At 37.2% G+C, this 23,013-nt stretch carries 23 protein-coding genes and 1 riboswitch; of the genes, 18 read left to right on the top strand and 5 right to left on the bottom strand.

Annotated elements, in window-relative coordinates:
• Positions 1-305: 305 nt before the first annotated feature.
• The 4 genes from UFO1_RS18265 (at position 306) to UFO1_RS18250 (ending at position 5,062) form a co-directional block, all read left to right on the top strand.
• The gene (locus tag UFO1_RS18265) at positions 306-1,406 is read left to right on the top strand and encodes a BMP family protein (protein WP_038673209.1); all 1,101 of its coding nucleotides are present in this window, start codon (positions 306-308) and stop codon (positions 1,404-1,406) included.
• A gap of 116 nt (positions 1,407-1,522) precedes the next feature.
• Positions 1,523-3,058, top strand: coding sequence for an ABC transporter ATP-binding protein (locus UFO1_RS18260; RefSeq protein ID WP_038673207.1), 1,536 nt, complete (start codon positions 1,523-1,525; stop codon positions 3,056-3,058).
• Complete coding sequence (locus UFO1_RS18255) at positions 3,045-4,115, top strand: ABC transporter permease (protein WP_038673205.1); 1,071 nt, start codon at positions 3,045-3,047, stop codon at positions 4,113-4,115. Before UFO1_RS18260 ends, UFO1_RS18255 begins: the two co-directional genes overlap by 14 nt.
• Positions 4,116-4,117: 2 nt before the next feature.
• Positions 4,118-5,062 carry an ABC transporter permease gene (locus UFO1_RS18250; RefSeq protein WP_038673203.1) on the top strand — a complete coding sequence of 315 codons (945 nt, stop codon included), beginning with the start codon at positions 4,118-4,120 and terminating at the stop codon, positions 5,060-5,062.
• Between the two features lie 227 nt (positions 5,063-5,289).
• On the opposite strand, the gene UFO1_RS18245 is transcribed toward UFO1_RS18250, so the two are convergent.
• Both UFO1_RS18245 and UFO1_RS18240 read right to left on the bottom strand, forming a co-directional pair.
• Complete coding sequence (locus UFO1_RS18245) at positions 5,290-6,450, bottom strand: GNAT family N-acyltransferase (protein WP_038673200.1); 1,161 nt, start codon at positions 6,448-6,450, stop codon at positions 5,290-5,292.
• 232 nt (positions 6,451-6,682) lie between these two features.
• Complete coding sequence (locus UFO1_RS18240) at positions 6,683-8,341, bottom strand: ATP-binding protein (protein ID WP_038673198.1); 1,659 nt, start codon at positions 8,339-8,341, stop codon at positions 6,683-6,685.
• 351 nt (positions 8,342-8,692) lie between these two features.
• Here UFO1_RS18240 and UFO1_RS18235 point away from each other — a divergent pair, with 351 nt between their 5' ends.
• From UFO1_RS18235 to UFO1_RS18200, 8 genes are all read left to right on the top strand, one after another.
• A complete protein-coding gene (locus UFO1_RS18235) occupies positions 8,693-9,550 on the top strand; it encodes a LysR family transcriptional regulator (protein ID WP_038673197.1) in 858 nt (285 codons plus the stop codon).
• Between the two features lie 103 nt (positions 9,551-9,653).
• A complete protein-coding gene (locus UFO1_RS18230; RefSeq protein WP_051789004.1) occupies positions 9,654-10,346 on the top strand; it encodes a 4Fe-4S double cluster binding domain-containing protein in 693 nt (230 codons plus the stop codon).
• Positions 10,347-10,513: 167 nt separating this feature from the next.
• Positions 10,514-11,113, top strand: coding sequence for a TetR/AcrR family transcriptional regulator (locus UFO1_RS18225; RefSeq protein WP_038673195.1), 600 nt, complete (start codon positions 10,514-10,516; stop codon positions 11,111-11,113).
• A 14-nt stretch (positions 11,114-11,127) separates the two neighbouring features.
• Positions 11,128-11,367: a zinc ribbon domain-containing protein gene (locus tag UFO1_RS18220; RefSeq protein ID WP_038673193.1), complete on the top strand. Its 240-nt coding sequence runs from the start codon at positions 11,128-11,130 to the stop codon at positions 11,365-11,367.
• A gap of 340 nt (positions 11,368-11,707) precedes the next feature.
• Positions 11,708-12,832: a GerAB/ArcD/ProY family transporter gene (locus UFO1_RS18215; RefSeq protein WP_051789003.1), complete on the top strand. Its 1,125-nt coding sequence runs from the start codon at positions 11,708-11,710 to the stop codon at positions 12,830-12,832.
• A 34-nt stretch (positions 12,833-12,866) separates the two neighbouring features.
• A complete protein-coding gene (locus UFO1_RS18210; protein WP_038673192.1) occupies positions 12,867-13,046 on the top strand; it encodes a hypothetical protein in 180 nt (59 codons plus the stop codon).
• A complete protein-coding gene (locus UFO1_RS18205; protein ID WP_051789002.1) occupies positions 13,036-14,568 on the top strand; it encodes a spore germination protein in 1,533 nt (510 codons plus the stop codon). Before UFO1_RS18210 ends, UFO1_RS18205 begins: the two co-directional genes overlap by 11 nt.
• Positions 14,569-14,574: 6 nt before the next feature.
• Positions 14,575-15,768: a Ger(x)C family spore germination protein gene (locus UFO1_RS18200; protein ID WP_038673190.1), complete on the top strand. Its 1,194-nt coding sequence runs from the start codon at positions 14,575-14,577 to the stop codon at positions 15,766-15,768.
• A gap of 108 nt (positions 15,769-15,876) precedes the next feature.
• On the opposite strand, the gene fosX is transcribed toward UFO1_RS18200, so the two are convergent.
• Complete coding sequence (fosX, locus tag UFO1_RS18195; RefSeq protein WP_038673188.1) at positions 15,877-16,278, bottom strand: FosX/FosE/FosI family fosfomycin resistance hydrolase; 402 nt, start codon at positions 16,276-16,278, stop codon at positions 15,877-15,879.
• A gap of 335 nt (positions 16,279-16,613) precedes the next feature.
• Between fosX and UFO1_RS18190 the strand changes: the two genes are divergently transcribed.
• The 6 genes from UFO1_RS18190 (at position 16,614) to UFO1_RS18165 (ending at position 21,035) form a co-directional block, all read left to right on the top strand.
• Complete coding sequence (locus tag UFO1_RS18190; RefSeq protein ID WP_038673187.1) at positions 16,614-17,072, top strand: hypothetical protein; 459 nt, start codon at positions 16,614-16,616, stop codon at positions 17,070-17,072.
• Positions 17,073-17,252: 180 nt separating this feature from the next.
• Entirely contained in the window at positions 17,253-18,398 is a 1,146-nt protein-coding gene (locus tag UFO1_RS18185; RefSeq protein WP_201771097.1) for an aldo/keto reductase, read from the top strand.
• A gap of 208 nt (positions 18,399-18,606) precedes the next feature.
• Positions 18,607-19,416: a TrmB family transcriptional regulator gene (locus UFO1_RS18180; RefSeq protein ID WP_038673183.1), complete on the top strand. Its 810-nt coding sequence runs from the start codon at positions 18,607-18,609 to the stop codon at positions 19,414-19,416.
• An 88-nt stretch (positions 19,417-19,504) separates the two neighbouring features.
• Positions 19,505-20,218 (top strand): AzlC family ABC transporter permease, encoded by a 714-nt coding sequence (locus UFO1_RS18175; RefSeq protein ID WP_038673181.1) that lies wholly within the window; start codon positions 19,505-19,507, stop codon positions 20,216-20,218.
• The gene (locus UFO1_RS18170) at positions 20,215-20,517 is read left to right on the top strand and encodes an AzlD domain-containing protein (RefSeq protein ID WP_038673179.1); all 303 of its coding nucleotides are present in this window, start codon (positions 20,215-20,217) and stop codon (positions 20,515-20,517) included. Before UFO1_RS18175 ends, UFO1_RS18170 begins: the two co-directional genes overlap by 4 nt.
• A 23-nt stretch (positions 20,518-20,540) precedes the next feature.
• Entirely contained in the window at positions 20,541-21,035 is a 495-nt protein-coding gene (locus UFO1_RS18165) for a peptide deformylase (protein WP_038673176.1), read from the top strand.
• Between the two features lie 89 nt (positions 21,036-21,124).
• Here UFO1_RS18165 and thiM read toward each other — a convergent pair whose 3' ends face one another.
• The gene (gene thiM, locus UFO1_RS18160; protein ID WP_038673174.1) at positions 21,125-21,964 is read right to left on the bottom strand and encodes a hydroxyethylthiazole kinase; all 840 of its coding nucleotides are present in this window, start codon (positions 21,962-21,964) and stop codon (positions 21,125-21,127) included.
• Entirely contained in the window at positions 21,945-22,478 is a 534-nt protein-coding gene (gene thiW / locus UFO1_RS18155) for an energy coupling factor transporter S component ThiW (protein WP_038673172.1), read from the bottom strand. Before thiW ends, thiM begins: the two co-directional genes overlap by 20 nt.
• Positions 22,479-22,905: 427 nt before the next feature.
• Positions 22,906-23,012, bottom strand: a riboswitch (TPP riboswitch).
• Position 23,013 lies beyond the last annotated feature (1 nt).

Below are 23,013 nucleotides of genomic sequence, written 5' to 3'. Positions count from 1 at the left end.
TTAACTCCAGCTAAATCTTAGCCCTTCTTATCCAGGGACTTAGCCACTCTTAACTCCCACTTATATAAGTGAGCCTTGGATTCGAAAATCCTTAGAGCGAACTTACTTCGAGTTTTACAGACTGTTATCCTAACCAGAGGGCAGGATATTACAGGCTGTTAACGAGATGAAGATGGGAGTCTTAGAGCGGTTTAGTCATCGGATAAATCTTTTCATAAAGTAGACATGTGTCCTTTTTTTACAGCATGCTTCATAATAAAATTTAAGTAAATTCTGAAATTTTGAATAATTAGGAGGACAAAGAAATGAATAAGAAAAGTTTACCCTTATTATTACTTTTGATCGTTATGTCCGTCTTTTTTCTAGGGTGTTCTAGCAAGCAAGAGACGAAAGTCCCTGCTGCTGGTAACTTAATGGTTGGCATGGTTACTGATGCTGGCACGATTGATGACAAATCCTTTAATCAAGGGACATGGGAAGGAATTATGAAAGCTGGTACTGATTTTTCTTTTAAACCTAAGTATCTTCGTCCCAACGGTACAACAGAGGCAGACTATGATAAAGAAATTGCTAATTTACATGACGCAGGCTACAAACTTATCATAACACCTGGCTTTAAATTTGAGAATTCAATTTTTACAGCCCAAGAAAAATATGCAGATACGAAATTCGTATTGCTCGATGGCGTTCCTCACCCAGGCAGCGACTATTCTAAAGCAAAGGTAGGCAACAACACTGTTTCCATCAATTTTGCTGAGCATGAGGCCGGTTTTATGGCGGGAGTTGCGGCAGCACTACAAATTAAAAACGGTGAGTTTGGGTTTATTGGCGGTATGGAAATTCCAGCGGTACAGCGCTTTAACTGGGGATTCCAGCAAGGTGTTACGTATGCGAATGCCAACCTAGGGACGAAAATTGGTCTTAAAGCCGAAAATGTTATCTATCAGGGGACTTTCAATGACGTGGCAGCTGGACAACAGCTGGCTGCGCAAATGTATGACAAGGGCGTAAATGTTGTTTTCGCTGCTGCAGGCGGCGTAGGTGTAGGTGTCATTAATGAAGCTGTAGCTCGTACCAAAGCAAATCATCCAGTCTGGGTGGTTGGGGTTGACGTAGATCAATATTCACAGGGCTTCTACGATGAGGGGAAAACCAAATCTGTCATTTTGACTTCCGCTGTGAAATGCATCAACCAAGCTGCCTATGATATGATCAAAGGCGTAAAAGATGGTACATTCCCTGGTGGTCAAACCCTTACTTTTAATGCAAAAAATGATGGCGTAGGTATTCCTGCCACAAATCCGAATTTGAGAGAAGATGTTGTGAGTAAGGTAAAGGAAGTTTTTGAAAATCTGAAAACGGGTAAAATTACGGTAGCAGCAAAAGGCGATGGTCTATTCCGTTAATTAGAATGTGAGAGGTCCTTAGAAGAGGTCCGGAAGTGAGAGAGCTCAGCTTGTTTATGGGCGGTTCTTCTGTCCGGACCTGTTTTTGTAAGGCTCTTAATAGGGGAGGCAAAGAGATGGAGTATGTCGTAGAAATGCGAGGCATACGCAAAGAATTTGAAGGAATTATCGCCAATGATGAAGTTACGTTAGCTGTTAAACAGGGTGAAATACATGCTCTATTGGGGGAAAACGGTGCTGGGAAATCTACACTGATGAGTATTTTATTTGGACTATATCAGCCTGATCGCGGTAATATTTTCGTACGCGGGCAGGAAGTACATATCAATAATCCTAATGTGGCTTATGAACTTGGTATTGGGATGGTACATCAGCATTTTAAGCTAGTTCATAATTTTACAATTACCGAAAATATTATTTTGGGGCAAGAACCTAACAAATTTGGCGTACTGAATACCATTTCAGCTGCTAAGCGTATAAAAGACTTGTCGATTCGTTATGGATTAAATGTGGATCCCGATGCTAAAATTGAGGATGTTTCGGTAGGTATGCAACAACGCGTTGAAATTTTGAAGATGTTATATCGCAATGCTGAGGTACTTATTTTTGATGAGCCAACGGCAGTACTTACACCTCAGGAAATACTTGATTTGATGAAAATTATGAGAAATTTAGTAGCGGAAGGGAAATCAATTATTCTCATAACACATAAGCTGAAAGAAATTAAGGCAGTGGCTGATCGCTGCACAGTAATAAGGCGTGGCCGATATGTTGGAACCGTTGACGTAGCTTCTACTAGTGAAAAAGAGATGGCTGAAATGATGGTAGGCCGCCAAATATCCTTTACTGTGGCAAAGGAAAAGCGAGAACCTGGAGCTGTATTATTACAGATAGAGAATCTTACGGTCATGAATAATGCTAAAGCAGCAACTTTGAAAAATTTTACCCTTGGGGTGCACGCTGGCGAGATTGTAGGTGTGGCAGGGGTTGATGGCAATGGACAAACGGAGTTGGTAGAAGCAATTACAGGTCTTAGAAAAGCTGAATCCGGATCAATTTGGCTAAATGGTAATGAGATAACCAAAATGACAATCAAACAGCGTATTGATGCGGGCCTTGCTCATGTGCCCGAGGATCGGCAGAAGCATGGTCTGGTTTTAGATTATAGCCTGGAAGATAACATGGTGTTAGAAATTTATGGACGAGAACCCTTCTCAAAAAATAGCCTCCTCAACCGTAAGGCGATTCGGCAGTATGCAGAGGAGATTATGGAGCATTTTGATGTACGTTCGGCACAGGGAGCAATAACTAGTGCTCGATCTCTATCAGGCGGTAATCAACAGAAGGCGATCATCGGCCGTGAAATAAGTTTGAATCCGAAGGTGCTCATTGCAGTACAGCCTACCAGGGGGTTGGATGTAGGGTCGATTGAGTATATTCATAAACGCTTGGTCGCCCAAAGGGATGCAGGTTATGCAGTTCTCTTGGTGTCACTGGAACTCGATGAAATATTGAATCTTTCGGATCGCATCGTGGTTGTCAGCAATGGTGAACAAATTGGTTTTGTCAGTGCTGCTGAGACAAATGAGTGTAAAATAGGGTTGATGATGGCAGGAATTCGAAGGGAGGAGCAGGAGGATGACAAATTTTAATATTAAAATTAATAAAGATGCACTGATCCTGCTTTTAACCATCCTTTTAGGTTTATTAGCTGGTGCTTTGTTTATGTTAGTGACTGGTCATGATCCTTTGCTTGGCTATGAATTTTTGTTCCGGGGCGGTCTAATGAGCTTAGAGCGAATTGGCAATACGCTGGCTACCGCAACACCGCTAATTTTCACTGGTTTATCAGTTGCCTTTGCTTTTAAAACAGGTCTTTTTAATATTGGTGCCGCAGGGCAGATGTTATTTGGCGGTTTTTGTGCTACGGCTGTTGGTTTAACACTGGAACTTCCTAAGCCCGTGCTTTTAACAGTTATGGCTATAACTGCCATGGTGTCTGGTGCCTTATGGGCAGCACTGCCAGGCTGGTTTAAAGCAAGGTTTAATGTCCATGAAGTGGTATCGACGATTATGTTTAATTGGATAGCGTATTGGATTGTCTATTATTTTGTACCCTCGTATTTCAAAGGAGCCTTTGAAACTGAGTCACGGAATATTCCAATTGAGGCATCTTTACGTAGTGAAGGGTTGTCTCAATTATTTAATGGCTCATATATTAATATCGGATTATTCTTAGCGGTGGTGGCGGTACTAGTAAGTGCATTCATCTTGCAGCGCACAACACTTGGTTTTGAGCTCAAGGCAGTGGGGTTTAATCGTTATGCGGCGGAATACGCGGGTATCAATGCTAGCCGTAGCATTGTACTTTCCATGATGATTGCTGGAGCATTGGCAGGATTAGGCGGCATGACCCTCTACTCCGGTTACGCAACGAATATTCAGATTGGCGTGCTGCCTTCCCAAGGAATTGATGGCATTGCAGTTTCTTTGCTCGGTGCTAATTCACCTTGGGGAGTATTGGCAGCAGCCTTGTTTTTTGGAACATTGTATTCCGGTAAGGGATTTATGAATGCAATGACCAGTATTCCGCCTGAAATCGCCGATACAATTATCGCAACGATCATTTACTTTGCCGCAACTAATATACTGATTTGTAAGGTTCTTGATAAAATAAAAAGTAAAAATAGAAACAAAGGAGGTAATTAGGTATGTGGATCATCTTTGAGCAGATATCACCTTACGCTGTAGCCTATATGATTCCTCTGCTGATTACTGCCTTAGGAGGCTTATATTCCGAGCGTAGTGGTATTGTAAATATCGGTTTGGAAGGTTTGATGGTTGTTGGTTCCTTTGCAGGTGCACTGACTATTTTTTCACTACAAGCCACCATGCACAGTGATGCGCTTTGGTTAGGGCTTCTGGTTGCCGCAGCGGCTGGTGCAATTTTTTCCCTGCTCCATGCGTTTGCCAGCGTTAGTCTGAATGCCAATCAGGTTATTAGTGGCACGGCGATTAATATGATTGCTGGCTCATTGACTGTATTTATTGCTCGTAATCTGACTGGTAGCGGCAATATACAGGTTGCAAGCTTTACCCGTTTCAATGTACCAGGGCTTAGTGAACTACCCATTATTGGGAAAATTTTATTTACCAATACCTATGCCACAACATGGCTGGTGCTTGGCATCCTGGCTATTTCCTATTATGTACTCTATAAGACAGTATTTGGTTTACGTTTGCGTGCTTGCGGCGAGCATCCCCATGCTGCCGATGCAGCTGGTATTAACGTATATCAGATGCGCTATATAGCAGTTGCCATTTCCGGTGCTTTATCTGGGCTTGGTGGTGCAATCATCCTGACGACTTACTCTGGTGAGTTTAATGGAACAGTCTTCGGTTTAGGATTTTTAGCTTTGGCGGCACTAATTTTTGGACAATGGAAGCCTTTAGGGATTCTTGGTGCTACACTCTTTTTTGGTTTTGCCAGCACAATAGCTAATGTCGCCCAAGTGAGCCCGGTGCTTGCTCAGATCCCAGGAGTTGCTTTAAAAATTTTCCCGTATGTTATTACACTGCTGGTCCTGGTACTCTTTTCTAAATCTTCTCAGCCTCCACGGGCTTCAGGTGAGCCCTTTGAACATGGTAAACGTTAAGCACTTGGGCAAGTAAATATAGATACTATGTAACCTTTTAAGGCTGCCATACATAAAATAACATGCGGGTGTTACCAGCTAGACAAAAAGAGAAAAAGAAATGTATGTGAGAATAGAAATAAAACAGCTCCTTAGGCTTAGTTGCCTAAGGAGTTGTTTTGCTTAATTCTTTTGCTTACGATAATTTATGGACAGTTAAAGTACTTAAATTCATGAAAATATTGATTTTATTTACTACTACGTAGTTTTATAATGTTTTGTACGACCTTGTGGGCAATCTCAGGGTTAGAATGGGAAAACTTTTGAAATGAAGTACCTGAGAGTATCAATATTTCTGCTGAGTCAGTGGCGACGATGTCTTCTGTGTGCTTATTGTGCTCGGTTAATCCGTTTGCACCGAAGTTTTGTCCAGGCAAAGAATATTCTTTAATTGGATGAAGGAAGGTTAATGACTTTAGCTTGCCAGAAAGTAATATATTATAGGTGTAGCTGACATCACCTTGGGTAGTAATTAGATTGCCTGGATCACATAGTACATAACTGGCGCAGCAGTGTAGGAATTTTTTTGCCTCTGTTATTGATAAATTACTCAATATAGTTATGGATTTCGTTGGCAGAGAAGACAAACGTTCACTTAAAACAGCCCATAACTTTTCTTCGGTAACGTTTTGACTATTGATGATGGGGGAGTGCTTGCTGAATTTATTATGGAACCATTCTACCGCCTCCGTATTTACTGCTTCTCTTTTACGCGCTATGCGGAAAAGGGGAGAACGTACCATACGTAGATGTTGAACATCATTAATGAGCAAGACAAGAGGAGTCTGTAAGCCATAACCTGTAAGGAAAAAGTTTTTGCCATACCGGTGAGTGCCCATTTTCTCATAGAGGCGTATTAAATGGAAATTGCAGATACCAAACATAAATTGTACCTGGTTGCCGCAACAAAGCTCATAACATTTTGCTATCAGTAGGTAAAACGCTTGTGAGCTTCGGTGCGCGGGAGCTACCATTATTTTTGTAACAAAGGCGAATTGATGATTTCCACGTTCTGTATGACAATCTTGAAATGCGTCTAGAGATAAAAAGGCTGCTTCTTCTCGTGGAAAGTCGTCAACAGTGCCAATATTGATCCGTGCAGTAGCTATCAGCTCTGAACCTAATTTTACAAATAATAGAATGCCCCATTCATCAAATTCATCATATAATAATTTATTCACAGTATCTACCTTATCGAGATGCTTGGACATCTCTTCTACATAAACTTGATAACGAAAATGGTATATTTCCCTCTTTTCGGCTGAGGTGATGGCTATACCTAGGATGATTGATTCTTCGGTTATTTCATTTGTTGTGTTGAGTAATGATTTTTGATAGTTAGTTGTCATAATTATCTCTCCTCATATTATAAGTTTGGAATAATAAATTGCGAAAAAAATTATGCCTTCATAACTATCACCTCCTTGCAGAGATAATACGAAAAAATTAATAGAATTCCTACGAAAGATGTAAAACTATGGTGAAAAAGGTAGAATTATCTAGTAATGCAGATGAAAAAAAGCCCCTTTTCAGGAGCATTGTTTATGCATCACTGAAAAAGGGCATAGTTATTTTCAAGTTTTATAATATTGGAGACCTAAAATTAATAAAAAATGTAGTTCCTTCGTGGCTGGTATTAATTTTAATGCTGGCGTTGTGCCTGTGGGCTATTTGATAACAGATGGGAAGACCTAAACCAGTTCCTGTATCTTTTGTAGTCATAAAGGGTGTACCTAAGTTATCAAGTATATGGGAGGGGATTCCTGAGCCCTGGTCACTGATCGACAAGATAGTTTTGTCACCCTCTTGAGAGGTGTGAATAATTAGGTTTCCTCCTTCTGGCATTGCTTCAATACTATTGCGTATTAGATTTAATAGTAATTGACGAATTTCATTTTCATCAAGTAATAATTCAGAAATCGCAGTAAGGTCAAGAGATACATATACTTTTGAAGAATTAGCATCTGCCTGGATTAATGGGAATAATGCTTCAATAATAAGATTTAACGAGCACTTTTCCAAATTGGCTAGCTTTTCACGAGATAAGGAAAGATATTCGCGGATAATAGAGTTAGCTCGATCCATTTCCTCAATCATTAGTTTGAATTTCTCTTTATCAGTTTGGTATTTTTCTTTTCTTCCCATAACTTGTAAGTAACCGCGTACTGTAGTTAAGGGATTTCTAATTTCATGAGCAACTGTTGCTGCCATACTACCCACCATATTCATGCGGTCTAGCATTGAGGTCATCTTTTCTAAGTTTTTCCTTGTTGTAACATCGCGAATAATACCTTGCAATGTGATAAGATCACCATTTTTATCATAAATAGGGGTACATTTCTGTTCGATCCATAAGATCGTATTATCTTTTCGATCTAGACGCAATGTCAGTGGCAATTCAATAGAGTTAGGGAAATTATGGATGAATTCTGTAAAAAAACTATAATCATCAGAGTGTATCAAATTGAAAATTAATTTATTATCAGCGTAATATTCTTCAGGGGAATAACCCGTGAGCTGTAGAACAGATGGACTGATATAATCGATTTTGGGTTTAGGTGAAAATTGATAGGAATATATTATGTCAGCAGCGTTTTCGGCGAGTAAACGATATTGGGTTTCCTTCTTTACTAAATCCATTCTAGTACTCTCAAAGTATACCATTAAAGTACCAATCGCTATGAATAGGCGTAATACCCCGCCCATAAAGTGAGCCACAGGAAGAAGCCAAGAGCCAGTAAGTACAATAGGGGCAGCTAGATTGAGAAGACTCCATAAGATATATGAGTAACCAGTGATTAAGTGGCCGATCCCTCGCATCTGTACATTGCGTATAAAAGTTATACCAATCCATATACATACAAAGCAGCCGAAATAGATAGGAAGTAATAATTTAAAAATTAACGCTGAACTTAGGAAGTTCAGTGAAAAACTTAAGACAGAGATGATGAGTGTTCCATGTATCCAAAGTTTATTAAGAGGCTTTTTTATAAAGCTATGAGTAGCCCATGTAAAAAACATAACACTAGTTATAATCAGCAATTGATAGATAGTCAAACCTAAGATAGACTGTTTCCAAGGAAACAGCCCTGAATCAAAAATCATATAACGTGAGAGTAGGATGAGCCAACCGGCAGCCCATATGCCCATATAGCGTTCGCGATATAGTACATATAGATATACGTAGATTAGAATTATAGAAATTGTTCCAATTGCTGAACCAATTACAATATAGTCCATTGTTACTCCTAATATCCAAATTTACAAATTATTACACATAATTGTTTATTCTGCTAAAAATGCAAAAAATCCTTTTTGGAACAACACAGAATTCCTTGTTATAACTAAAAACGTATATGGGGTTCCTATTGGATCAATAACCTTGGTTTGTAAGAATAAGATTTCGGCTCAGATAATTATTTATACGGGGGGAATGCACCTCATTCGTGTCGAAATTACTTAGCTATGTTTAATTAGCTATGAAAGATTTCCTATTCGCGATCTTGGATAGACTATTTCTAGAAGTATTTTTAAGAAAATGAGAAGAAATTAAGCACAACGAAATTCGGAAATTATTACTCGAGGTGTAGGGTGGATATTCGCTTATTGAAAACATTTTGTGTGGTGGCAAAACTGGAGAACATTACACAAGCTGCAGAACTACTTAATTTTACACAACCGACTGTTTCAGCTCAAATTCGTACTTTAGAAGAACAGTTTGGGGTACAATTATTTGAACGTATTGGAAAAAAGCTTTATATAACTGATGCTGGTAAGTATTTAATTGACCCTTTTGAAGAAATTCTCAAAATATATGGTGAAGCGGTTACCGGGATTAATTATTTTTCGGAAAAACAATATACAAGAATTGGTATATCAAGTAGCTATATTAATAATTTTCTTTCATCCGCACTATTACAATTGCAAGCAAAGGGATCTGCAGGGAAAATTAACGTAGAAATCTGCTTGAATTCAAGCTGTGTGCTTGATGGAGTTAACAGTAATAAATATGATATTGGTATTGTACATGACTTTCTTTCTGGGAAATACCTAGATACAGTTATTATTAATACGGAAGAACTTGTTTGGGTCGGACATCAAAATATTATTAAGGACAAGGTTTGCCCACGAATCGATGATTATCCAATCATTAATTTTCGGCAGGGGTGTACTTTCCGAATGTTGTGCGATACATTATTGCAAAAACGTGGACTAAATTCTACTTTTGAATATAGTGACTTTGATGCTGTAAAAAATGCTATGACTGGAGGGTTAGGTATTGCATTGCTTCCTCGAAGCGTTGTAGAGAACCTTGCTAAAGAAAATGCCAAACTTTATATATTTAATGAATTGAGTAATTTAGAAATTCCACTGTTTGCTATTACTCGTAAGGATAAGTATCTATCAGTTACGGCACAAAGCATACTCGAAATACTGCAAGAAAAATAAAGGCACTATATAGGAGATGTTTATATCATTCATAGTCCTTTTCAATTTCATAGAAAAGTCACTCTCCAGTATAATATGGGTAAGAAAGCTGGGAGGGGATAATTTGCAAACAACAGATTTGGAAATACAAAAAGATATAATAAACCTATTAGAAAAATTTGATAAGATATTATATGGATTTGCCTATGTAGGTGATATTGCAGCCTGTAAATATAAAAATAGTCCATATGCAATAACAATTGGACTACCTATATCACCAACTATTGTTGATGATATAGTATCTGGACCTAACCAAGCTTATTATAATGAATATCTTAGCGTAAACGATAGGCTTGACTTGATAACTGAGCAACTAAAAAATGCAATAGTGAAGAAAGGACATCTCGCTTATGCCATAGCCTCTTCAAAAAGAACTGATTTTGTTAATATTAAAGGTGACTTTCCTCATAAAGCAGCTGCTGTAAGAGGCGGATTAGGATGGATAGGGAAGAGTTCCCTTTTAATAACGAGGCAATATGGGCCCCGAGTTAGAATTTCAACCGTGCTCACTGACATACCATTTCAGACAGATAGTTTTCCTGCGAAAAACTATTGTGGTAAATGTAAAAAATGTGTTGATGTATGCCCAGCAGGGGCAATTGTAGGGAATGTTTGGAGTGAAGAGTTATCAAGGGAAAAATTAATTGATGTTAAAAAGTGCGACTTATGGAAAATAGACAACTATTCTCAATTCCATGGACATGTCTGCGGAATTTGTGTTGCTGTTTGTCCCCATGGAAATAAGAAGGCTAAATAATTTTTGGTATGATAGTTAAATAAAAAAGAAAGTTCAACGGACATAAAATCTGGTGAACTTTCTTTTTTATTTAGGATATATATATTAATGATTGACAGAAAACACCATTTTTAATATAATGAGTTTGTACTCAATGAGTTTAAACTCATTGAAATGGAGTTGATGGAATGGTAGAAAATAAAAGACAGAAACAGAAGGAATTAACTAGAAGACATTTGATAGAAATAGCAATTCAACAGTTTGGTGAAAATGGAATAACAACGACTCGCTCTGCAGATATTGCTAAAATTGCGAAAGTTTCACACGGAACTATATTCGTACACTTTAGAGCACAGGAAGACTTATTATTAGCCGTAGTTGAGGAATTCGGAATTAGAATTGCACAAAGACTTCATGAATTGATCGATACGAATAGTAGTTTAATTGAAGTTTTAGAGGCTCACATAATAGGTTTAACTGAATTTGAACCGTTTTATACAAGACTGGTTATCGAAAGACGTCTACTCCCTGAGAGTGTTCGCAATACGTATATTATGATCCAATCTACTATTTCATTTCATATCGGTATAGCTGCTGAGAAAGAGATGGAACAAGGTATTATTCGTCAAATTCCCTTACACCTAATTTATAATACTTGGATAGGATTAATTCATTATTACATAACAAATGGTGACTTATTCTGCTCCAGTGGCTCTGTCTTAAAGCAACACTGGCAGGAATTATTTCAGCATTATATCAGCTTAATAACAATACCACCCCAAATATAAGGAGGCTAAATAGAATGAAACGATGTATTGCATGTGGGATGCCTATGAAAAATCCAGAAGATTTTGCTATGGGAGATTCAGAAAAAGAATACTGTCGGTACTGTTCTCGTCCAGACGGGATAATGCAATCTTATGAGGAAAAATTAGATTCTTTAACTAGCTTTATCGTCAAAACCCAGGGATTAGAAGTAAAAGCGGCAAATATTGCTGCAAAGTCAATGATGGATAAGCTTCCTGCTTGGAAGGCCGAATAAGCCTTGTAGAATTTCGTAGGGTGTATGTCTCAAAATTATTTTGAGAGACATACACCCTTATTATTTTTTATGATGTGTAATTATTTTGCAGTATCTTTCCAATACTTGAAGATGCACCTGTTTATTAAGAGCGTTTTCAAAAGAATTCCTAAATTACCTTGTTTATTTACCAGCTATAAGCGCATCTTACTCTTTATAGTTCACCCTAGGTTAATAACTATTTACTGCAAGAGAGATTTTGCATATTTTTCCTTATTGAGGAAATAATAACAAGATAAAGTATTTTTGTAAAACAATACTAATTAATAATAGGATTTATGATAGCATAGAGGGCTGATATATGAAGATGCGAATTAATAATTGGCAACTGTATTGTCTTATGATGTTATTTGAAATAGGAAGCACAACTGTTTTTGGATTAGGTATTGATGCTAAGCAAGATGCCTGGATTGCTGTTTTATTAGCGATGTTTTTTGGTTTTGTATTAATTTGGATTTATACTGAAATTCAAAAATATTATCCAGAAAAAAATCTAGCAGAGATTCTGATATCTGTATTAGGAAAATGGCTTGCTATACCTATAATTTTACTTTATGCGTTAGAATTTTTTTGGATTTCAACTTTGAATTTTCGAGAATTTGGCGAACTAATTTCAATGATATTACTACCATCTGTCCCACTGTCAGTAATTCTTGTTGTTTTTATGATTACAGCCATGTACACTCTTTTTCTCGGTTTTGAGGTGTTAGCTCGTCTAGGAGAACTAATGTTTCCACTGATTATATTTTTTATTCTTAGTATATTTGTCCTAATTGGTTTTTCAGAGCAAGTGGATTTAACTAGATTACAGCCCGTTTTAGGTAATGGAATTACGCCAGTTTTAAAAGCAGCCATTCCTGCACTTGTTAACTTCCCATTTGGGGAAATGGTTGTGTTTTTAATGTATTGGCATTATGTAAATGAGAAACAGTGTATTCGGAAAACATCTTTTTTTGTTACGATTACCATTGGGCTATTGTTATCAAGTGTATTGGCCCTTATGGTTGCCGTTTTAGATGTGCCATTTGTTACAAATTCCACGATTCCTATCTACGAAGTAATTAAACTGATTAATATAGGAGATATTCTAACGAACTTAGATTCTCTTGCGACTGTAGTCCAGTTTATTGGCGGATTTTTTAAGATGACGATTCATTTTTACGGAGGAGTATTAGCTGTTAAATCACTTTTTAAAATTATTAATGAGAAGTGGCTGATTGCTCTATTTGGTGTCTTTTGGACTTGGTTTTCCATTGTTTATTACCCAAACCTTCTCTTTCACCGCTGGGTTGGGCTAAAAATATCCATTTCTTATTTTTATAGTGGTTTTACTGTTTTGGAAATTGTTTGTCCGTCTTTATTACTGATAATAATCATTCTGAAGAACAAGTTGCACAAGCAAAGTATACAGCAGCAATGTATTTGAAACTAATTTTATCCTAAGCTTGATGGAGGTTCAAATGGAGAATATAGATGCTACGATTACCTTTGATACCTTGAAAGAAATTGGCTTTGTACCGAGCATTCTTATTGTTGGAGGATGGTTATGTGCATGTATTCTTGCCCTCATCTGTCTATATAATCTTGGTTTATATGCAATAAGGCTTTTACTGTACCGGAAGACAAACAATGGCGGTTAAAGGAAATCAATATAAAATTAGCCCGAATATCGAAGCGAATATAGCAAAGCTAAAAGAAATTTTAGGCAAAAGTGATGATATAGTTTTTAGAAATATTGTAATTTCTAATCAACAGCAAACACGAGCATTACTTTGTTATGTAAGTGGTTTAGCTAATACTGAAATGATTAGTCAGCATATTATTAAATCACTAACACAGAATGTAAGCGCCGAAGTTTGTGATATAAGAAGTCTGTCAGCAAATACTTTTGAAAGTATTAAAACAAATATTTTAAGTATAACGGACTTGAATGAATCCCAATCAATGAAGAACGTCATCAATGAAATTTTAGCAGGCAAAACTGCTTTATTTATTGATACGTATGTTAAAGTACTTCTCATTAACGCACTAGCCTTTGAAGCGAGGAATGTTCAAGATCCTAATACTGAAACAGTAGTAAGAGGGCCTCGCGAAGGATTTACGGAAAACATCGCTGTTAATATTGCCTTGGTTCGTAGAAAGATTAAACATCCAAATCTAGTTTTAGAAAAAATGATTGTGGGCAGAAAAACAAATACAACTATCTTCATAGCATATTTGGATAGGATCGTAGATCCCAAAATAGTTCAAGAAGTTAAAGAAAGGTTAAAGCGAATTCAAATAGATTCCATATTAGAATCAGGCTCTATTGAGCAGCTTATTGAAGACAACCCTACAAGTCTCTTTCCTACTATTGGCAACAGTGAAAAACCGGATATTGTTGCAGCAAAGCTATTAGAAGGAAGAGTAGCAATTTTTTGTGATGGTACGCCATTTGTGCTGACGGTCCCTTATTTATTTATCGAAAGTCTACGAACTTCTGAAGATTACTATTCCCGTCCTTTTATAGCAACATTGTTGAGACTAATAAGAATTATATCCCTTTTTATTACTATAGCTGCTCCGGCTTTATATGTTGCTGTAACGGTATTTCACTATGAGATGATTCCAACAGTTTTACTTATAACTACGGCTGCTTCAAGAGAAGGAATACCTTTTCCTGCTGTTTTAGAAGTTTTCCTAATGGGAATCGTATTTGAGGTCTTAAGAGAAGCAGGCGTAAGAATGCCAAAACCTGTGGGACAGGCAACTAGTATTGTTGGTGCCCTTGTACTTGGTGAGGCGGCTGTAAATGCTGGAATTGTAAGTAGCCCAATGATTATTATCGTAGCTATTACGGGAATAACTGATTTTGTTAATCCCTCGTTGATTAGTGTCACCTTTTATTTGCGGACCTTTCTTTTAATTTTGGCTACAGGATTAGGGTTATATGGGATTTTGATTGGCTTTTTCTTCATACTAGCTCATATGTGTTCATTGCGCTCATTTGGTTCTCCTTTTTTGGCTCCCTTTGCGCCAACAATTTGGAGTGAACTAAAAGATTCAGTTGTTAGATCTTTTTTGTGGCTAATGAAATCAAGACCTCAATCAATCACTTGGAAAAAATCACAAAGACAAGGTCTACAGTCCAAGCCAGGTCCGTCAAGAACCAACCGGAGGTAGAAAACGTTGAGGCTAAAAATTTGCTCAATCTTTCTTTGTTTATTGTTACTAACAGGCTGCAAAGGTCAACCAGAGCTTAGTCATATCGGGATCGTTGTAGCCGTTGCCATAGACAAAGACCCTGAAACTGGTGGGATTATTCTAACGTCTCAAGTAATTAGACCTGGTTCCTTAGACAAGAAAAGTCCAGGCAAAGACGCCCCTGCTGCATTGGTTTCTACTAAAGGAGAAACAATCTTTGAGGCAATTCGGAATACAACTCAGGAGTTTGATCGAATAAATTTTTATGCTCACACAAAAGTAATCGTAATTGGTGAGGAATTGGCTAAAGAAGATATTACACCTATTCTTGATTTCTTGGTGAGAGGCAGGCAATTAAGGGGATATACCTGGTTATGTATTGCAAAAAATTCTCCTGCTCGCGAAGTAATCGGCGTTAAAGATGGAATCGATAGGATACAAGCAAACTATCTGAAAGATATTATCGAAAACAAAAAATATCAATATAAATCAACTGCTTCCAGTGTTATTGATTATTATAGAAAAGCCTTACAAGAAGGGAATAATCCAATCGCGGGAGTGCTGGAAATTGTCGAAGTCCCCAACCAACCCATAGAAAAAAAAGAAGAAAAAACTTCAAAGGTAATAAGATTTTCAGGTACTGCTGTATTCAAAAAAGATGCATTAGTTGGATATTTTAATGAAAAAGAGACACAAGGCTTGAATTGGATTATCGGGAAAGTACAAAGCGGAGTTATTACTCTTCCATCCTTACTTGAACAGGCAAAACTCATTTCTCTTGAAATTAAAAATTCAAAGGCTAAGATTACTCCAGAGATTAAGGACGGAAAAATTTCCTTTGCGATCAAGGTAAATGTAGATGTAATTTTAGTTGAAGAGCAGGCTAAAGTAAAAATTACCTATCCTAAAGTAATGCTGGATTATTTAGAAGAAGTTAGAAAAGAAGCTGAGAATGAAATAGAGGGAGAAATTAGACTTGCAGTAAATAAAGCACAAAAGGAACTACATTCCGATGTCTTTGGCTTTGGAAATACCTTAAATAGAGAATATCCCGAGCAATGGCATGGGATCAAAGATGAGTGGAGTGGGATATTCCCTGACGTAGATTATACGGTAGAGGTAGGGGTCAAAGTCATAGGGACAGATTTAAAACAAGGTGTTTTTCAGATTGAAAAATAACTGTAAGGTTGAGAGTTTGCCCGGAATAGTATCCAAGCTAACGGTAACAGTAAAAACAGCTTAAACCTTTAAAAGTTTAAGCTGTTTTTATTAGAATTTATACTGATTTTATAGAGAATATCTTGTTAGTCTCTCTGAAAGTGAGCCGGTATGCAGTTCAAAGAGGTGATTGTCAAAATCATAAAAATATATTGAACGTCCTTCACCGCTGATTCTTGAGCGAGGAGGTTTAATATCAACACCTAATGCCCGTATTCGTGATTCATATGCATCGAATTCATCATCGCTTATCTTGAATGCAACATGGTTATATGTACGGTCTGATAATGAGTCGCCTTCCATTATGCAAATCCATAAATCATTAATCAGAAAAAACTTTTCTCTGGTTAAAGAGAAAATCTTATCCCCGCTTGTATAGATAGTTTTGGCACCAAAGATAGATGTAAAGAAGTCTGTTGCACGCTCAAGGTCTTTAACAATAAAGGTTAAGTGACTGATACCCTCAATCATAGAATCCTCCTTAATTTCACGCGATAGCAAAGCTAAAGCTTATTTTAGCTAGGGTGGAAATTTCATTACTGTGATTGAATCAGTAGAACTGTTTTCTATATGTTAGGGACTCAAAATACAGTATATCTATTTTAAAAAATAAAACAAGGAGTTTATATTTTAATGGTAAATAGAGTAAAATTAGGAGCTGTTTTTTCAAAGAAAACATTATGATTTTGTATGGTGGATATAAGAAAAAAAGATGGAATTGATTTAAGATAGAAATGTCTTTTTGATTCCCCAGGAAAATACGGGCAAACTAGATAAAAGCATTGTTGGTTATGGAGGGGGTTATTATGGTAAAAAAGAGAAAAGCAATTTACTTTGTGATAGTAGTATTGCTATTGCTGGGTTTTTATTTTATTGGCAATCGTGGTTCTGAGAAAGTAGCACCAGGTAATACCATAGAATCACCCCCTGCAGCCGAGAGTGCAATGCCAAGTACGGAAAGGAGTGAGGAATCCACAAAGATAGAAAAACAAACATTAATTCCTCCGCCATCTTCTCAGGGAGAGAAGATGGAACGCCCTCCTTCATTACAACCTGTTACTCATGGGGAATCAGACAATCTGGAAGAGCAGTCTTACTCTATCAAAAATAAGAAAAAAGAAATATCGATTACACCAGGTGTGACTTTTCAACCTGGTAAAAGCATAAGTGTAAAAATACCTGGTGAAGATGAAACTATTCGGATTAAACTTGATAAGACATATCATCCAGGTGGATATAATGTACTTTGGGAGAAAAAATATTAGAAGATTGTTTGGGAAATAATACGGTAAGGTTACCTTGACAAAGAAAAGTAAGATGAGTTATTATTAATTCGAAAGTTATCGAAATGTATTAAGTGTAATTATCAGGAGGATAAATATCATAGATACGGTCAAGGCTAAAATAAATTAGTTGTAAAATAAAAAAAAGGTGTGATTATTTTGCTGTATAGAAAGCTTGGGAAAACAAATGAAATGGTTTCAGTGTTAGGATTTGGTTGCATGAGACTGCCCCTTATTGGTAGCGATCCCACGAATATCGATGAGGAAAAAGCAATAAACATGATTCGGTATGCTATTGATTCAGGCGTGAACTATGTTGATACTGCATATCCTTATCATGGTACAGGTTTTACCAAAGGCGGAGAAAGTGAACCCTTTGTCGCTAAAGCCTTAAAGGATGGATATAGAGGGAAAGTCAAACTAGCGACGAAGCTTCCTAGTTGGTTGATCAAAACAAGGGCTGATATGGATAAATACTTAAATGAGCAATTGGAACGCTTAGAGACAGATTTCATTGATTTCTATTTAGTGCATTCGTTGAATGCCGATGTTTGGCCTGTGTTAAAAGAAGCTGGAATTAGCGAATTCTTGGATCAAGCAATCAAAGACGGAAGAATAAAATATGCTGGATTTTCATTCCATGATCAAGCTGAACTATTCAAGGAAATCGTAGATTATTATGATTGGTCATTCTGTCAAATTCAGTATAATTATTTAGATGAAGAGTATCAGGCTGGTAAAAAAGGCTTGGAGTATGCTGCGACAAAAGGTTTGGGCATTGCTATTATGGAACCTCTTAGAGGCGGTAACATTGTTAATCTTCCTAAGGAAGCAAAAGAGATTATTGATCAGGCGGATGTAAAAAGAACACCAGCGGAATGGGGTCTACGATGGGTATGGAATCACCCGGAAGTATCTGTCGTATTAAGTGGTATGAGTGCCATGGATCAGGTTGTCGAAAATATAAAAGTAGCTGAGGAAGCACAAGCAAATTCATTTACAGCAAAAGAAGTGGCAATGATTGATGCAGTGAAGAGCATTTTTCAACAAAGAATAAAAGTAAACTGTACAGCTTGTGGGTACTGTATGCCATGTCCAGCAGGCATAAATATTCCTGGATGCTTCTCAACATATAATGATCATTCGGTTTTTGATGGTACTCCTGCGGCGAAACAAAGATATGCGATTTATTCGAAACTCGCAGCTCCCGCTTCCAAGTGTGTTGAATGCCTCAAATGTGAAAGTCACTGTCCCCAAGGTATTGAAATCCATAAAGAATTAAAGAACGTTAAACAGCTATTCGAGTAATAGGATTTAATCTTTGAGGGCATATAATTTGGTACTGTGATACAAATAAGTGAAGAAAATATACTAAAAGTCCTGTAAATCATATGAAATATGCATTTACAGGACTTTTATATATTGTAATTGCGTGAGAATCACTTAGAACAACTTGACAACCTTATAGTTATAAAATATAGTAGTTATATAAATAACGTCTAAAAAAGAGGGTAAGATGGAAAAAATACTGGCGGAAATACAAAAGCTTGGTTTTTCTCAATATGAATCAAAAGCTTATATCGCACTATTACAAAATTCTGCTGTTACTGGGTATGAACTTAGTAAACGTTCAGGAGTTCCACGTTCTATGATTTACGAGGTCATTAACAAGTTAATTGATCGGGGGGCGGTTTATACAATACCATCTGATCCTTTTAAATACTCTCCAGTGCCAGCACGTGAATTTCTTAAACGAGTACGCAGAAATATAGATGCTACGTTTGATTTCTTGGAACAATCATTAGGCTCATTAGAACAAGTTGGAGAGGTAAATGTAGTTTCCCATATTAACGGTTATGAGCCTGTATTGGATGAATTGCGAAGCATTATTGATGGAGCAAAACAAGAATTGTGGCTTTCTGTATGGAATCCTGAAGGATTATCATTGGCGGAAAAGGTGCAAGAAGCTGAGAAACGGGATGTAAAAGTATTATCTATTATGTTTGACAATGAGGATTGTCAGTTAGGGGTTACGTTTCATCATGACTATATGCCTCCTGAAGTTGTAAAGCAACGTATAGGAGGCAAATTAACCATAGCAGCGCGTGATAAAGAGGAAGTCATAATTGCAAATTGCTTAGATAAATCAAATTCTTGGGCTGTAAAAACCCATGATCCTGCATTAGTATTAGTCGCTACTGAATTTATTCGACATGATATTATGATAGAGACAATTACTCGCCATTTTGGGCCAGACCAGTTAGATAAACTTTGGCGGAATAATCCTGATTTACGATATGTTGTTGAGGGAAAGCGATCCGAATAAAAGGATCGCTTTAAATTAAATGTTTTAAGAGTAGTTATTGATCTAACCCCTATAAGAGTAGAGGTAGAATGGGAGGGAGAAGAGGAATATGCTTACGAGAAAAATGAGATTCATTGAAGGAGTAAAAGCAGGATTGCCTGTTGCCCTAGGATACATACCGATTGCAGTTGCCTTTGGCTTATTAGCAAAGTCGCTAGACATTCCAGCCTATATCAGTGTTTTAATGTCATTAGTGATTTATGCGGGTGCGAGTCAATTTATCGGGGTTAATTTATTAGTTTTAGGAGCTTCCTTTGGAGAAATTGTGATAACTACTTTTCTATTAAATCTGCGCCACTTTCTTATGACAGCTACCTTGTCACAACGGCTTGATGGGGAAGTGTCAAAAAAATGGAGGGCAATATTATCCTTTGGTGTTACAGATGAAACTTTTACAATTAGCGTGCTGCAAAACACAGGTGGATTATCTAAGTATTTCATTTTAGGTATTAACACGATAGCTTTTATTTCATGGAATGTTGGAACTTGGCTGGGACTATTTTTTGCAGCGAGTTTGCCTGAGGTAGTTAAAGCCAGTATGGGGATAGCTTTATATGCTATGTTTATAGGTTTATTAGTTCCCCATATTAAAAAATCAAAGCCTGTAGTAGTTGTTTCCTTATTGGCTGTGGTTATAAACTGTTTGATGTATTGGGCATCTATGATTTGGGGATTTTCAAACGGTTGGGGGATAATTATTGCAACGATAGCTAGTGCTGCCATAGGTGCAAGCTTTTATTCAGAAGGGAATGAGCAAGTATGAATCTAGTTTACTTGGTTTTGGCGATGGCTATCGTTACTTATATACCGCGGATGTTACCTCTGGTTTTATTACAAAATGCCTGTTTACCAAGATACATAAAGGGGTTTATGGGATTTATCCCCTATGCTGCATTGGGAGCGCTTATTTTTCCAGGAGCTCTCAGTTCAACTGGTGCTGGCAATTTGCAATCAGCAATTGTAGGATGTATTATAGCAATACTGATGGCCTGGTGGGAAATGAATCTTATATTCGTGGTAGTTGGAGGCATAGCGGGAGCTTTTATTGTAAATATATTTTAAAATGAAAATGGAGTTTGCTAAAAATGGCTGTACGAGAAATATTACTCTTAGGAAATGAATCTCTTTATCATGTTTCACGAGAAGTTACCGAGGATATGGATACAAGGCAGGTAGTTAACGATTTACAAGATACAATGTTAAATTTCAGAGAAAGACATGGTTTTGGTAGGGCTATTGCTGCGCCTCAAATTGGAGAATTTCTAAGAATTATTTATATGAATATTGATAATAAATCATATGCTCTAATTAACCCAAGATTGGAATTTGGGGAAGAAGAGTTTGAGGTGTGGGATGACTGTATGAGTTTTCCTGGATTAGAAGTAAAGATAAATAGATATAAAAAATGCAAATTATCCTATAAGGATCTGCAATGGAATGATTGTTTTTTAGAACTTGAGGGTGATTTGTCAGAATTAATTCAGCATGAATACGATCATTTAGATGGGATCTTAGCAGTACAAAGAGCAATAGACAATAAATCCTTTAGAATTAACCCTAAAAAAGCAGGATGTTTTTAACATAAGTTACAGCAAATTATGTAGTGAAAAAAAACGGCTATTCGCCTCCTAGTGGGCAAATAGCCGTTTTTGCATCTATACCTATTAGATTATCCACATTTAATTGGTGTGTATCTTATTTTTTGTTCCAATATATAATCTGATATGCTGAATATAGAGTCTAACAGTTTTGTTCTAAACTTTCCAGTCCCTTGTACATTATGGGATAATTCGCCACATATTCCCATCAAAGCAGTCGCCAAAACCGTTCCTCCAAGGATGTTTTTATTTGAGATAAAGGTTGCAGTTAAGACATTTAGCATACAACCTGTTCCTGTTATCATTGAAAGCATTTCACAGCCGTTTCTAATAAGATAGGTTTCAGTAGCGTCTGTTATAATATCAACAGCTCCTGTTGCGATTACAATAGAACCAGTCTTTGAAGAAAGAGTTTTTAGCATGGCAATGCTATTAGCAATCGTATCATCTGTAATAGCATCTTTTTCGCCCACATCAATCCCTTTGGCATCGCTTTTTGCATCACATAGAGCTTTTAATTCTGACATATTTCCTTTAATGACATTTGGGTGACATTCTGAAATAAATTTCTTTGTAAAATCAAGGCGAAGGTCACTGCAGGCGACGCCAACAATATCAATAATAGAAGGAATGCTTTTTTCAAAGGCGATTTTGCCGGAAATCATGATTGATTCCATGCGAGTGTCATTTATATTTCCGAGATTTACGGCTAGTGCTTTGGAAGCAGCTGTGATTTGGCTAACCTCACCGGGATGTTCTGCCATAATCGGTTTTGCGCCAACGGCAAGTACAGCATTAGCACAGTCATTGATTGAAATGTGATTTGTTATACAGTGAATCAGCGGTTTTTCCGCCTTAACTTGATGCCTTATTTCTAAGAGATCTGTAATATTAAGCATTTGGTTGGTCATAAAATTTCCCTCCCAAGCTTTTTTGAAAATTTGCAAGCATACCTGATTTTTTTAGCGACGTAAGAAAAAAGTATGCAATCGTTCCGCCGATCAGCGTTCCGCAAACAAATAGCGGCACATAAAAGAGCCATGTAAGCCCTGTTTTACCGTAGATAAAAGTCATAACCGGGTAAGAAACAATGGCTCCAATTATGCCTGTTCCGATAACTTCTCCTAGCACCGCATAAATCAATTTTCCCTTAGAAATTCTGTAAAAAACTCCTGACAACATGGCCCCAAAAACTGCACCAGTCAGTGCCAAAGCCGGAATTCCCATAACCATCATACGGATTACACCAATCAGTGTTGCACAGAGCAGGGCATACCAGGGGCCAAGCAAAACGGCACATACAATGTTAATAAAATGAGCCATGGGACACATTCCTTCAATACGAAGAATCGGTGAAATGACTACACCAAGTGCGACCATCATTGATAGAATGACCAGTTTTAAAAGATCGGATTTTCTGTTCATAAAAAATACCTCGCTAACAATATTTATTTTTAAGCAGAATATGCTTAAATCCTGTTTAGTGACAGAATACGTCATACAGGTGGAGCAATATTGTCATTGAGGTATATTTCTCGTATAAACTAAATAGCATCCCCTGTATAACCATACATCATATCAGGTCGGTCGAAGCTTAAAAGCTTCCTCTCATCTCGAAACACGAGCTCCCTCGCTATGTAGTTGTTTTTTTACGGAATCAGAAAGTATAACACTTTCTTGATTCCAAGTAAGAACGACTAAGGCTTCTGCCTCGTCCGAGGACTTGCAAAAGCCAAGTCTTTTCTTATAAGGCGCAGGACGCTCCTCCTCCACCTTTCGGAAACAAATTCCGAATTCAAACAAAAAGGGGACATACCAATAACGGCATACCCCATTTGTATTTATAGCATTAAATCACTATAGATTAATTTCCTACGTTGGCATTATCCAAATCAGGTATTGGGTCAAAGTTTGGTTACTTTTTCTCAGCCTGCCATACAAGCTCCCCAGCGTATTTAAT

Origin of the sequence: Pelosinus sp. UFO1 (assembly GCF_000725345.1) — a bacterium.
Taxonomy (GTDB): domain Bacteria; phylum Bacillota; class Negativicutes; order DSM-13327; family DSM-13327; genus Pelosinus.
This window is presented reverse-complemented; position numbering and strand designations above follow the sequence as displayed.

Coding starts and splice junctions, on each gene's coding strand:
- UFO1_RS18265 (WP_038673209.1), top strand. CDS start 306: ATGAATAAGAAAAGTTTACCCTTATTATTACTTTTGATCGTTATGTCC.
- UFO1_RS18260 (WP_038673207.1), top strand. CDS start 1,523: ATGGAGTATGTCGTAGAAATGCGAGGCATACGCAAAGAATTTGAAGGA.
- UFO1_RS18255 (WP_038673205.1), top strand. CDS start 3,045: ATGACAAATTTTAATATTAAAATTAATAAAGATGCACTGATCCTGCTT.
- UFO1_RS18250 (WP_038673203.1), top strand. CDS start 4,118: ATGTGGATCATCTTTGAGCAGATATCACCTTACGCTGTAGCCTATATG.
- UFO1_RS18245 (WP_038673200.1), bottom strand. CDS start 6,450: ATGACAACTAACTATCAAAAATCATTACTCAACACAACAAATGAAATA.
- UFO1_RS18240 (WP_038673198.1), bottom strand. CDS start 8,341: ATGGACTATATTGTAATTGGTTCAGCAATTGGAACAATTTCTATAATT.
- UFO1_RS18225 (WP_038673195.1), top strand. CDS start 10,514: ATGGTAGAAAATAAAAGACAGAAACAGAAGGAATTAACTAGAAGACAT.
- UFO1_RS18220 (WP_038673193.1), top strand. CDS start 11,128: ATGAAACGATGTATTGCATGTGGGATGCCTATGAAAAATCCAGAAGAT.
- UFO1_RS18215 (WP_051789003.1), top strand. CDS start 11,708: ATGAAGATGCGAATTAATAATTGGCAACTGTATTGTCTTATGATGTTA.
- UFO1_RS18210 (WP_038673192.1), top strand. CDS start 12,867: ATGGAGAATATAGATGCTACGATTACCTTTGATACCTTGAAAGAAATT.
- UFO1_RS18205 (WP_051789002.1), top strand. CDS start 13,036: ATGGCGGTTAAAGGAAATCAATATAAAATTAGCCCGAATATCGAAGCG.
- fosX (WP_038673188.1), bottom strand. CDS start 16,278: ATGATTGAGGGTATCAGTCACTTAACCTTTATTGTTAAAGACCTTGAG.
- UFO1_RS18190 (WP_038673187.1), top strand. CDS start 16,614: ATGGTAAAAAAGAGAAAAGCAATTTACTTTGTGATAGTAGTATTGCTA.
- UFO1_RS18180 (WP_038673183.1), top strand. CDS start 18,607: ATGGAAAAAATACTGGCGGAAATACAAAAGCTTGGTTTTTCTCAATAT.
- UFO1_RS18175 (WP_038673181.1), top strand. CDS start 19,505: ATGCTTACGAGAAAAATGAGATTCATTGAAGGAGTAAAAGCAGGATTG.
- UFO1_RS18170 (WP_038673179.1), top strand. CDS start 20,215: ATGAATCTAGTTTACTTGGTTTTGGCGATGGCTATCGTTACTTATATA.
- UFO1_RS18165 (WP_038673176.1), top strand. CDS start 20,541: ATGGCTGTACGAGAAATATTACTCTTAGGAAATGAATCTCTTTATCAT.
- thiM (WP_038673174.1), bottom strand. CDS start 21,964: ATGACCAACCAAATGCTTAATATTACAGATCTCTTAGAAATAAGGCAT.
- thiW (WP_038673172.1), bottom strand. CDS start 22,478: ATGAACAGAAAATCCGATCTTTTAAAACTGGTCATTCTATCAATGATG.